This is a genomic window from Kluyvera sp. NPDC087067, from assembly GCF_044745165.1.
Taxonomy (GTDB): domain Bacteria; phylum Pseudomonadota; class Gammaproteobacteria; order Enterobacterales; family Enterobacteriaceae; genus Kluyvera.
Genome location: NZ_JBIUZS010000005.1, coordinates 287,539 through 298,826 on the forward strand (window position 1 = coordinate 287,539; position 11,288 = coordinate 298,826).

The 11,288-nt window shown below is 53.8% G+C and carries 11 protein-coding genes; 7 read left to right on the forward strand and 4 right to left on the reverse strand.

Annotated features, from left to right (window positions below):
• Nucleotides 1-2: 2 nt before the first annotated feature.
• From ACIPDS_RS15115 to ACIPDS_RS15130, 4 genes are read right to left on the reverse strand one after another with little or no spacing between them, the layout of a single operon-like run.
• Complete coding sequence (locus ACIPDS_RS15115; protein WP_166515185.1) at nt 3-1,031, reverse strand: flagellar motor switch protein FliG; 1,029 nt, start codon at nt 1,029-1,031, stop codon at nt 3-5.
• Complete coding sequence (gene fliF, locus ACIPDS_RS15120; protein WP_400737357.1) at nt 1,003-2,694, reverse strand: flagellar basal-body MS-ring/collar protein FliF; 1,692 nt, start codon at nt 2,692-2,694, stop codon at nt 1,003-1,005. Before fliF ends, ACIPDS_RS15115 begins: the two co-directional genes overlap by 29 nt.
• Before the next feature lie 10 nt (nt 2,695-2,704).
• Nucleotides 2,705-3,073, reverse strand: a complete 369-nt coding sequence (gene fliE / locus ACIPDS_RS15125) for a flagellar hook-basal body complex protein FliE (protein ID WP_166515183.1) — start codon at nt 3,071-3,073, stop codon at nt 2,705-2,707.
• Nucleotides 3,074-3,092: 19 nt separating this feature from the next.
• Nucleotides 3,093-4,124: a sigma-54 dependent transcriptional regulator gene (locus ACIPDS_RS15130; RefSeq protein ID WP_166515182.1), complete on the reverse strand. Its 1,032-nt coding sequence runs from the start codon at nt 4,122-4,124 to the stop codon at nt 3,093-3,095.
• Nucleotides 4,125-4,640: 516 nt separating this feature from the next.
• Between ACIPDS_RS15130 and ACIPDS_RS15135 the strand changes: the two genes are divergently transcribed.
• The 7 genes from ACIPDS_RS15135 to ACIPDS_RS15165 are packed head-to-tail and all read left to right on the forward strand — an operon-like array spanning nt 4,641 to nt 10,938.
• Complete coding sequence (locus ACIPDS_RS15135; RefSeq protein WP_166515181.1) at nt 4,641-5,525, forward strand: flagellar motor switch protein FliM; 885 nt, start codon at nt 4,641-4,643, stop codon at nt 5,523-5,525.
• Nucleotides 5,518-5,916: a flagellar motor switch protein FliN gene (gene fliN / locus ACIPDS_RS15140; protein WP_166515180.1), complete on the forward strand. Its 399-nt coding sequence runs from the start codon at nt 5,518-5,520 to the stop codon at nt 5,914-5,916. Before ACIPDS_RS15135 ends, fliN begins: the two co-directional genes overlap by 8 nt.
• Nucleotides 5,913-6,668: a flagellar type III secretion system pore protein FliP gene (gene fliP, locus ACIPDS_RS15145; protein ID WP_400737363.1), complete on the forward strand. Its 756-nt coding sequence runs from the start codon at nt 5,913-5,915 to the stop codon at nt 6,666-6,668. The genes fliN and fliP overlap by 4 nt, the downstream gene beginning before the upstream one ends.
• Nucleotides 6,669-6,670: 2 nt before the next feature.
• Nucleotides 6,671-6,943 (forward strand): flagellar biosynthesis protein FliQ, encoded by a 273-nt coding sequence (gene fliQ, locus ACIPDS_RS15150; RefSeq protein ID WP_166515178.1) that lies wholly within the window; start codon nt 6,671-6,673, stop codon nt 6,941-6,943.
• 5 nt (nt 6,944-6,948) lie between these two features.
• Nucleotides 6,949-7,722: a flagellar biosynthetic protein FliR gene (gene fliR, locus ACIPDS_RS15155; RefSeq protein WP_400737365.1), complete on the forward strand. Its 774-nt coding sequence runs from the start codon at nt 6,949-6,951 to the stop codon at nt 7,720-7,722.
• Nucleotides 7,722-8,855, forward strand: a complete 1,134-nt coding sequence (flhB, locus tag ACIPDS_RS15160; protein ID WP_400737367.1) for a flagellar biosynthesis protein FlhB — start codon at nt 7,722-7,724, stop codon at nt 8,853-8,855. The genes fliR and flhB overlap by 1 nt, the downstream gene beginning before the upstream one ends.
• Entirely contained in the window at nt 8,842-10,938 is a 2,097-nt protein-coding gene (locus ACIPDS_RS15165; RefSeq protein WP_166515175.1) for a flagellar biosynthesis protein FlhA, read from the forward strand. Before flhB ends, ACIPDS_RS15165 begins: the two co-directional genes overlap by 14 nt.
• The last annotated feature ends 350 nt before the right edge of the window (nt 10,939-11,288 follow it).

Sequence of the window (11,288 nt, forward strand, 5' to 3'; positions counted from 1 at the left end):
GGTTATTCCACCGTCTGCTCTGCGAACAGCTGCACCTGAATTTCACCTTCATCAACCAGTTGGCGCAGGGTCTGCATAATCTCTTTACGCACCTGCTCAATGCGGCTGACGGGAACCGGCCCCAGGCGGCTGGTTGTGCTTTGCAGCAAGGTCACCTGGCGCTTTGGCATCACGTTGAAAATTGCCTGACGCAAGACCGGCTCGGTGCCTTTCAGCGCCACGGCCCACTCGTCGATCGGCACTTCATCCATCAGGCGCTGCAACGTCATCGGCGTCTGGCGACTGAGGATAAAGAATTCGTACATTTCGTCCTGCAGATCATCCACCACGCTCTCATCACGTTCACGCAGCTGATCCAGCAGCTCCTGCTGGTTGCTAGGAATACGGTTAACGATATTGGCGGCGTGCTTGATGCCCACCACCTTCGAACCGTGTTCGGAGAGCACGGCAATTCCGCGGTCAATCAGGCGATCCAACTCGTCAATCACATCACGGTTGATGTCGTCCAGACGGGCAATGCGGTAGATGATTTCATCCTGGCGCTCGCGCGGCAGCACGCTCAGCACGCTGGCGGCGATATCCGGCGGCAGGAAGGCAAGGAACACCGCCTGCAATTGCAGGTGTTCTTGCTCAATCAATGCCGCCAGCTGCGGCGTATCTACCCACTGAAGGCGCGCCATGCGGTAACGAATTTCATCGCCGTAGATGCCATTAATCACGCTACGCGCAATTTCACTGCCGAGCGCTTTTTCCAGAATGCTTCGCAGGTACGAACGCGATGCGCCGTTGATGCCACTTTGTTCGCTGTAGTCAGAGAAAAAGTTGTTCATCGCCTGACGCGCTTGATTCACCTTCACGTCATGCAAACGCGCCATGGTTTCGCTCAGTAGCACCACCTCTTCGCGGTTGAGTTTTTGCATGACCTGTGCGGCCGCCTCCTCACCCACGCTTAGCAGCAGGATCGCCGCCTGCTCCAGGCGGCTACGGCTGCTGCTGGCATTATTAGTCCTGTTTGCTGTTGCTTCGGTCATTGCTGTTGATCCATTGTTTCAGAACATCTGCGACGCGTTCGGTTTCGCTCTGGGCCAGAATCTGGAGGTACTCCACTTTGGTTTCCAGACCGGAACTTTGCGGCGGCAGCAGCTCATCATTATTGTTAAAGCCAACTTTCGGCAGGCTGGACAGTTCGTCCTCCATCACCGTGGTGTCATCGGACAGCAGATTCTGGTCACGCTGGTCTGCATCCTTAACAATGCGTTCACGACGGCCAATGCGTTGCGCTAACGGACGCACGCCAAACAGCAGGGTCAGCAATGCCAGCAGGCCAATACCGCCGCTTTGCCCCCAGTACTGCATATCCGGGTCTTTCCACCATTTTTCATTCAGCACGCTATCCGCCACCGGCACCGTGAAGGCCAGCACATCAAGCGTCAGCGCATCGCCACGCTGTTTATCGATTCCGGCGGCGCTCTCCACCAGACGCGTAATTGAGGTCAGCTGCGTTGGCGTAATATTGGCTAAAGCCGGTGCCGTCTGGTTCAGCGCCACGGCCACGCTCATCTTCTCCAGCTTGTAGCCAGGGTGACGGATGTGGCGGATATCGCGGTCGAACGCGTATTTGCGCTGTTCCTGAGTGCGATTCATCAAAGAACGCGGATCGCTGGTATTGGTGGTCGCTGTGTTTGCCGCCGCAGCCGCCGGATCGGCACCTGCTGCCTGTGCGGCCGCCGCCTGCGGATTCTGATTGACCGGGCGGTTACTCAGAGAGCCCGGAATACCAAAGGCCATTTCATTGGTGGTATTTTCCTGGCTAAGCTGCTCATCGCTGACGCGCGGATCTTTCCCCAGGCGTTCCTGAGTCTCTTCCACACGGCTTAAATCAACGGTCGGCGCCACGCTAATACGGTAATTACCGGCCCCTACCAGTGAGGTCAGCAGGCTGGCGATATTTTTGCTGGTGTCTTCGCGGATACGCTGCACCACATCGTCGCCCATGCGTTTACTCGCCATGGTGCCGTCCGGGCCCGCCACGCCGTCAGACAGTAAGTTCCCCATCTGATCGACCACGCGCACGCTCGCCGGCGTCATACCCGGTACAGAACCGGAAACCAGCTGCACAATGGAGGCAACTTGCTGCTCATCTAATTGCTTGCCGGAGCGCAGTTGCACCACCACAGAGGCGCTGCTGTTAGGCTTATTGGTCAGGACAAAGGAGCTGGATTCGCTAAGCCCCAGGTGCACACGAGCGTGCTCGACCGGGTTTAGCGCCATAATGCTCTTCGCCAGCTCGCCTTCCAGACTGCGCTTATAACGCACGTTCTGAATAAACTGGCTGCTGCCGAGCATCTCTTCTTTATCCATGAGCTCGTAGCCATCCGGCATGGCGGCGCTAATGCCTTTCGCCGCCAGCGCCATACGCGCTCGAGAGAGGGTATTTTCGGTGACCAGCACCTGACCATTATCAGGATTGATACGGTAGGCGATATTCTCCGCCCCCAAGACTTCAACGACCTGGGAGACAGGGATACTTTCCTGCGCGCCGTATAGCGCCACGTAGCCCTGATTGCTTTTCCAAAGCGATGCCACAATAGCCAGCGCGAGCACCACGCCGCCGACAATCATCAGCAGCTTAGGATTCATCGCGCCAGCAGGAACAGGGAGGGCAGGAAGACGATCTTTGATTTTGTTTAACACGGTACAGACCTTACAGCGAAATATTCATCACTTCGTCCAGCGCGCTATTGAGCTTATTGCGCACCTGCATCATCGCCGAGAAGGCCACACTGGCTTTCTGACTCTCAATCATTGCGCCGGCTAAATCGTCGCTCTGACCCATATCTATGGCGGTCTGTTTTGCCCCTGCGCTGTGCTGTAACGCATCAACGTTGTTGATGGCGTTATTCAGTACGCTGGAAAAAGAGACCGGCGCCGTGCGGGTAAAGGCACCGTTTGCTGGAGCAATCTCCGTTGCAGCGTTAATCGACCCTGCAGAAGCCAGCATGGCTGTCTGCTCCATCCGGCTGAGCAGCGCCTGTTGCGCGGTGTTAATACCTGCGGCAGCTATTTTTTCCATGATTTTTTCCTTCCTGGCCTCAGGAATAACATTCAATATCAATGCCTTCGTCACGCATTGACGCAAGGCGGTAGCGCAGTGCTCTTGGCGTAATGCCCAGGAACTCCGCCGTTTTCGATTTGTTGCCTTGATGGCGTTTAAGCAGATCGATGATGTACTGATATTCCGCCAGACGTCCGTGCAGTTTGACGTCACGAATCGCCGAGCTGCTCGCATCCTGTTCCCGATAGGCAGGCATCACGCCCACGCCCGGTGATTCAGGAAGCGGGACGCGCGGCACCAGACCAAAGTCTGCGGCTTTAATTTCGTCACCGTTGCCAAGGATCATGCCGCGCTGGATAACGTTCTCCAGTTCACGCACATTGCCCGGCCAGTCATAGCCGAGCAGCGCGTTTCGCGCGTCGTCGCTTAAACGAACATCACCTTTATGGAAAGCGCGGTATTTGGCGATAAAGCGCTGGACCAGCGGCAAGATATCCTGCTTGCGTTCACGCAGTGGGGTAATGTGAATAGGCACCACCGAAATACGGTAAAATAGATCCTGGCGGAAACGACCTTCAGCAATCTCTACCTGTAAGTCTTTATTGGTAGAAGCCACCAGACGAATATCGAGGGGAATACGTTTATGGCTTCCCAAACGTTCGACTTCCTGCTCCTGCAACACGCGTAATAACTTCGCCTGTAATGAAAGCGGCATATCACCAATTTCATCCAGCAGCAGCGTTCCGCCGTTTGCCTGTTCAAACTTACCGGCCACGCTGGCTACCGCACCGGTGAATGCACCTTTTTCATATCCGAATAAAACGGCTTCCAGCATGCTTTCTGGAATAGCCGCACAGTTCACTCCGACATACGGAGCGTCACTGCCACAAGCGTGTTCATGAATATATTTAGCAACGCATTCCTTGCCTGTTCCTGTCTCGCCAGTAACCAATACGGAAACATTATATTTCGCAACGCGACGAGCTAATGAGATTACGCCCACGCTGGCAGGGGAAACAGCCACGAAACTATTTCCAGTACAGTCTTCACGTTCAATGATAATGCTCATTTTGGAGTACCAGTAAAAAAGAACAAATAGAAGAATAGGTTAAATCTTTATTAGCGGCCCGATAAACCCACATTGCTACATGGAGAGTTTAAAGCACATTTATAACGCTAATAAAGATTTAATACTGCGATATCTACACGGGGAAAATATCCTTCCGTGAAAATACGTTGCCTAGTATACCCAGCGGCTAAGAATTGTCCCATTTTTAATGCGTATTAAAACATTAATTCAAAAAAATCAATATGTTACGAGAGGTATTAATCTATGATCCAGCGGAAAAATAATGGATTAATAACCGAATGTCTATTGCAATAAACATGGTATAACGGTCTAATCCACACTCTGAATAAAAAGGTATTTGAGTTTTCCACCGACGAAGAATCTTCGATGTTGAAGTAGAGCGTCACAACTTACTCAAAACTCAAATGCAACCAGAAAATAATTTCGTGTCCATTGCCCGTTAGCAAAAGCACAGGCAATAGCCTCATCAGGTATTTATAGCAAACCGGAATAATCATGTACCCTGCTTCACAGAGAATCAGAATCCATCATCAGGATAATCTTCCTGATCTGGTTAAACTTGATGTCAGCAAACTCGGTCGTCCATGGCATAAACTGCCTAAGTTAATGAACGACAACTTTGACATCCTTGATGCACGTCTGAGCATTTACTTTCTGAAGAAGCTACGTGTTAACGCCGCGTTAGAATCTATGAGCTTTGCTATAGATCAGAATTATAAGAATGCTCAAATATTCTCAACGCCTTATGGGAATATCGCTTTTGTTATCGATAGAATATTATTGTTAAATATTCTTCATGATTATTATGGTCTGAGCAAAGACAGTAGCCAGATTGAGCCTGACGAATCATTACCGATCACCAAAACCGAAGAACGCCTGAAAAGTAAGTTGGGCCAGGAGCTCACTTCCCTGGCTATCTGTAAAGAGACTTTTGGTGAAGACCTGGATATTAAAGTTGATTATTCCACGGTCATCAGTCAGTGGGCATGGTGCATTACCTTCACGCTTGAAGGATACAGCAACGGCAGCTTCACCATCCTGCTCGACAACCACCATGTTGACCAGATGCTGGCAACCTTACGCACGCCGGATGCCCTCGAGCGCGACATCGAAAAGAGCACAACCCTCAGCACCGGGCAAATCGAACGCCTGTTCGACAGCCTGCCGTTGACGCTCACCGGCCGCCTGGCGAGCCTGAATCTGACCGTCGCGCAGATTGCTGACATCAAACCCGGGGACATTATCCCTATCGCAATAAATGAACCTTTGCCGGTATTTATCGGTAAAGAACAGATTTTTGAAGCCGCTATCGCCGAAGATCGCAGCAAGCTTTTCTTGTGCGATATCCATGACAAGACAACCGAGAAGCAATATGAGTGATTTGCAACATGAGCTGAGCCAGTCCCTGGATCTGGACGACCTGAACCTCAGCGATATGACCCAGGACGAAACCGTTGAGGGCAATATTCGCCTCGATTTGCAGCCAGAAATGCGTAACGCGCCGTTAACCGACGTTCGTCGCATGGCCCTATTTAGCCGTATCCCTGTCACCCTGACGCTGGAAGTCTCCTCCGTGAATATTTCGCTGGCGGAACTGATGACGGTGAACAGCGATTCCGTGATTGAGCTGGATAAAATGGCCGGCGAACCGCTGGATATTAAAGTGAACGGCATTGCGTTTGGTAAAGCGGAAGTGGTTGTCTTAAACGACAAGTACGGCCTGCGCATTATTGAGTTCAACGCCAAAGAACTGGGCGAGCTGACCCGATGAACCGCACGTTCTACCGCAGCGGTTTCTCGCTGTTGCTGCTCATCGGCCTGTTATTTGCCCAGCCTGTGCTGGCGGCAAACGGCGATATCACGCTCTTTAGCACCACGGCAACCGCAGCCGGTCAGGATTACAACGTCAAAATTGAAATCCTGATCCTGATGACGCTGCTCGGCCTGCTGCCGGTGATGATGCTGATGATGACCTGTTTCACCCGCTTTATTATTGTGCTGGCGATCTTGCGTCAGGCGCTGGGCCTGCAACAAAGCCCGCCCAACAAAATCCTGACCGGGATTGCGCTGGCGCTTACGCTGCTGGTGATGCGCCCGGTGTGGACGACGATTTACACCGATGCGGTAGAGCCGTTCCAGAACGACCAGATAACCCTCAAGCAGGCGCTGGTGAAAGCCGAAGCGCCGCTGAAGAAGTACATGCTGGCACAGACCAACAATAAAGCGATGGCGCAGATTATGAGTATCGCCGGCATTGAAGGCGACGCTCGCGAACAGGATATGACGATTGTTACCCCCGCCTATCTGCTCAGCGAGTTGAAAACCGCCTTCCAGATTGGCTTTATGATTTACATTCCGTTTCTGGTTATCGACCTGATTGTCGCCAGTATCCTGATGGCAATGGGGATGATGATGTTGTCACCGCTGATTGTCTCGCTGCCGTTTAAGCTGATGCTGTTCGTACTGTGCGACGGCTGGACGCTGATTGTCGGCACGCTTACCGCCAGCGTACAAGGACTCTAGCGATGATGAATATGGACACCGCCGGTGACATCATGGCATCGGGTATTCACCTGGTGCTTATCATCTCTGCCGTCGCGATTATTCCCAGCCTACTGGTCGGCCTGTGCGTCAGTATTTTCCAGGCGACAACGCAGATTAACGAACAGACGCTGAGCTTCCTGCCGCGGCTGGTGGTTACGCTTGGGGTACTGATTTTTGCCGGGAAGTGGATGCTGACGCAGCTGGTCGACTTTACGGTGCAGATTTTTCATCAGGCGGCGGCGCTGGTCGGTTAAACCCTATGGGAATTGATATTCAGGCGCTTTGGACGCCCATTCTGGCCCTGGTGCTGCCCTTCTTTCGCATCCTGGCATTTCTGCAATTTGTGCCGGTGCTGGATAACCGCGTCTTTTCACGGCGTATCAAAATCGGCTTCGCCATTGCGTTATCGATCATTATTACTCCCCTTTTGCCTAACAACGTGGTGCTGACCGAGCTTTTCTCCCTGCGCGCCATTTTGCTGATTGGTGAACAACTGCTGTGGGGATTTTTGTTTGCCACCGCGCTCCAGCTGGTGTTTATCGCGCTGCAAACGGCGGGAAATATTCTGTCGATGAATATGGGGCTGGGGATGGCGATGATGAACGATCCGGTCAACGGCAGCTCCACCACCGTGATTTCGCAGATTATTTACGTCTTCTGCGCCTTGCTGTTTTTCATTATGGACGGACACCTGTTGCTGGTGACCATCCTGCTTAAAGGCTTTAGCTACTGGCCCATCGGTCAGGCGATTAATCAGCCGACATTATTATTAATTATTCAGGGGCTCGGCTGGATTATGGCCTCCGCCACGCTGATTGCTCTCCCCACCACCTTTGTGATGCTGATTGTGCAAGGTGGTTTCGGGCTGCTTAACCGCGTGTCGCCAACGCTGAATCTGTTCTCGCTGGGTTTCCCCATCAGCATGCTGTTTGGCCTGCTGTGTATTTCGATGCTGGTCACCAACATCCCGGAACACTATCTCCATTTAACCAATGAAATTCTGGCTAAGCTTGATGCCGTGAGGGTGCAGTAATGTCCGGCAGCGGCGATAAAAGCGAAAAACCCACATCCGGGAAACTCCGCAAAGCGCGTGAGAAGGGGGATATTCCCCGCTCAAAAGATTTAACCATGGCGGTCGGCCTGGTGGTGTCGTTCGTCACTCTCGCCACCTTCCTGCCCTATTACCAACAGCTGATCGGCGAGTCATTCCGGGCCGCAGGGACGCTGGCGCACGAGCTGGATAATCCCAACGTGCTGAACCAGTTTTTACGCCTCAATCTGTGGGTGTTGCTGCGTTTTATCGCCACGCTGGTGCCGATTCCCGTCGCCTGTATTGTGGCAAGCCTGGTGCCCGGCGGCTGGATTTTTACCCCTAACAAGCTAAAACCAGACTTTAAAAAGCTCAGCCCGATTAGCGGCGTAAAGCGAATGTTCTCCGCCAGCCATTACACCGAAGTCGGCAAGATGATGTTGAAATGTGCGACGATCCTCGCCGTTATCTACACGATGGTGCATGACCAGATGGACAACCTGCTGCATCTTCAGCGCCTATATCTCTATCAGGCAATCGGTCACGGTTTTGCCATTTTCCATCACGTTATCAGCTATTTTGTCGCCGTTATCGTCATTTTCGCCCTATTAGATGTGCCGCTGAGCAAATTTATGTTCACCAAAAAAATGCGTATGACCAAGCAAGAGGTGAAGGAAGAACATAAAAATAATGACGGTAATCCGCAGATTAAAGGCCGCATCCGCCAGCTGCAACGCCAGATGGCGATGGGGCAAATCTCGCGCACCGTACCGGACGCCGACGTGATTATCACTAACCCCACCCACTACGCCGTGGCGCTGAAGTACGACCCGCACAAGGCGGAAGCGCCCTATATCGTCGCCAAGGGGATTGATGATGTGGCGCTGTGGATCCGTGAGGTGGGTGCCAGCCATAACGTTGAAGTGGTGGAGTTTCCGCCGCTGGCGCGCGCGGTGTATTACACCACCCGCGTTAACCAACAAATTCCGGCGCAGCTGTTTCGCGCCATCGCACACGTGCTGACTTACGTGATGCAACTGAAATCCTGGCGCGAAGGTCGCGCAGAGCAAAAACCCCGCCTGAACAGGCACATAGACATTCCTCAAGAGGTATTAAAAGCCAATGGCGAACAGTAAGATGCGCAACGCGCTCAGCGTGCTCCGCAAGGGGCAGATTGCTGTACCTATCCTGCTTCTTTGCGTGCTGGCGATGGTTATTCTGCCGCTGTCGCCGCTGATGCTGGATATTCTGTTTACATTCAACATCGTGCTGGCGGTTATCGTGCTGTTGGTGGCGGTCAATATGCAGCGTCCGCTGGACTTTGCCATCTTCCCGACGCTGCTGTTGATAACCACGCTGATGCGCTTGACGCTAAACGTCGCTTCCACGCGCGTGGTGTTGTTGAAAGGGCATGAAGGCGAAGGCGCTGCCGGTAAGGTGATTGAAGCCTTCGGCCAGGTGGTGATTGGCGGCGACTTTGTGGTTGGCTTCGTAGTGTTCATCATCTTGATGATCATCAACTTTGTCGTGGTCACCAAGGGTGCGGAACGTATTTCTGAAGTCTCCGCACGCTTTACGCTGGATGCCCTGCCGGGTAAACAGATGGCTATCGATGCCGATCTTAACGCCGGGCTCATTAACCAACAGCAGGCGCGAGCGCGTCGCCAGGAAGTGGCTAAAGAGGCCGATTTCTACGGCTCAATGGACGGTGCCTCGAAGTTTGTCCGTGGTGATGCCGTCGCCGGGATCATGGTGCTTATCATCAACGTGATAGGCGGTATCTGTATCGGTATCTTTAAGTACGATCTCGATGCCGGTCATGCTTTCCGTCAGTACGTACTGCTGACCATCGGTGATGGTCTGGTCGCACAGATCCCATCCCTGCTGCTGGCCACCGCCGCGGCGATTATCGTCACCCGCGTCAGCGAAGGTAATGACGTCAGCGACGAGATTAAAACTCAGCTGCTCTCTAAGCCGAAAATTCTCTATACCGCCGCCTTCGTTATGTTCGTGCTCGCGATCGTGCCGGGAATGCCGCACATCGCCTTCCTGAGCTTTACCGCTCTGCTGGTGTTTGCGGCCTGGCGACAAAGCAAGGCCGTACAGCCAGCGCCACAAGAAACCGACATGGAGGCGATAAGCGAGGCGCTGGCCCCGGACGCGACGCCCGCCATCACCTGGGACAGCATTCCGCTGGTCGAACCGATTGGTCTGAACCTCGGCTATAAGCTGGTGACGATGGTCGATGAAGCGAAAGGCAGCCCGCTATCCCTGCGCGTGCGCGGGGTGCGGCAGGTGATTTCAGAACTGTGCGGCGTGCTGTTGCCAGAGATCCGTATTCGCGAAAACTTCCGCCTGAAGCCTGCGCAATATGCGATTCATATCAACGGCATTCGTACTGCGTTAGGTGAAGTGAACGCCGAGAAGCTGATGGCGATCCCCGGCACCGAGCTGTACGGTGAAATCGATGGCGTGCTGGATACCGACCCGGCTTACGGCATGGCGATTGTGTGGATTGACCCGGAGCAAAAAGCGAAGGCGCTGAATCTCGGCTATCAGGTGGTGGACTGCGCAAGCGTGGTGGCAACGCACGTCAATAAGGTCGCCCGCGAACATCTACCGGAGCTGTTTAACTACGACGATATCACGCACCTGCATGCGCGTCTGGCGCTGCAGGCGCCGAAGCTGGCGGAAGATTTAAACGCCGCGCTCAACTACAGCCAGCTATTGCGTATTTATCGCCAGCTGCTGCTTGAGCAGGTGTCATTGAAGGATATTGTGACGATTGCGTCCACGCTGCTGGAAAGCTCGGCGGTCACCAAAGATCCGGTACTGTTGACGGCTGACGTGCGCTACGCGCTGCGCCGCGCCATTGTGCACAACATCAACGGCGATCGTCCGCAGCTTGCGGCTTATACCATTGATAATGAACTGGAAAATATGTTGCTTGGCGCGCTCAACCAGGCGCAGCAGGCCGGTAAAGTGGCGCTGGATAGCTTCCCGGTTGACCCGAATATTCTGACCCAGCTACAAAATACGATGCCGATGATTTACGAGCAGATGAAAGCGAAGAGTCTGCCGCCGCTGCTATTGGTAACGCCACAGCTGCGCCCGGTCATTTCGCGCTACGGGCGACTGTTTGCCAGCGGCCTGCACGTGCTGTCTTACAATGAAGTCCCGGACGACGCCGATTTGAATGTGGTAGGCACGTTAGCTTAAACCCCGCTCACCGTAGCCCGGACGAGGTGCGCCAGCACCGACTCCGGGGCAGCGCTGGAGCCTAATCCCGGCGTCGCTTTGCTCGGCCGGGCTACCGCTCCCGATTTGAATGCAGTGAGCACGTTAGCTTAAACCCCGCTCACCGTAGCCCGGACGAGGTGCGCAAGCACCGACTCCGGGGCAGCGCTGGAGCCTAATCCCGGCGTCGCTTTGCTCGGCCGGGCTACCGCTCCCAATTTGAATGTGGTGGGCACCTTAGCTTAAACCCCGCTCACCGTAGCCCGGACGAGGTGCGCCAGCACCGACTCCGGGGCAGCGCTGGAGCCTAATCCCGGCGTCGCTTTGCTCGG

Excerpts from the sequence above, each read along its gene's own strand:
- ACIPDS_RS15115 (WP_166515185.1), bottom strand. The coding sequence starts at position 1,031 with ATGACCGAAGCAACAGCAAACAGGACTAATAATGCCAGCAGCAGCCGT.
- fliE (WP_166515183.1), bottom strand. The coding sequence starts at position 3,073 with ATGGAAAAAATAGCTGCCGCAGGTATTAACACCGCGCAACAGGCGCTG.
- ACIPDS_RS15130 (WP_166515182.1), bottom strand. The coding sequence starts at position 4,124 with ATGAGCATTATCATTGAACGTGAAGACTGTACTGGAAATAGTTTCGTG.
- ACIPDS_RS15135 (WP_166515181.1), top strand. The coding sequence starts at position 4,641 with ATGTACCCTGCTTCACAGAGAATCAGAATCCATCATCAGGATAATCTT.
- fliN (WP_166515180.1), top strand. The coding sequence starts at position 5,518 with ATGAGTGATTTGCAACATGAGCTGAGCCAGTCCCTGGATCTGGACGAC.
- fliP (WP_400737363.1), top strand. The coding sequence starts at position 5,913 with ATGAACCGCACGTTCTACCGCAGCGGTTTCTCGCTGTTGCTGCTCATC.
- fliQ (WP_166515178.1), top strand. The coding sequence starts at position 6,671 with ATGATGAATATGGACACCGCCGGTGACATCATGGCATCGGGTATTCAC.
- fliR (WP_400737365.1), top strand. The coding sequence starts at position 6,949 with ATGGGAATTGATATTCAGGCGCTTTGGACGCCCATTCTGGCCCTGGTG.
- flhB (WP_400737367.1), top strand. The coding sequence starts at position 7,722 with ATGTCCGGCAGCGGCGATAAAAGCGAAAAACCCACATCCGGGAAACTC.
- ACIPDS_RS15165 (WP_166515175.1), top strand. The coding sequence starts at position 8,842 with ATGGCGAACAGTAAGATGCGCAACGCGCTCAGCGTGCTCCGCAAGGGG.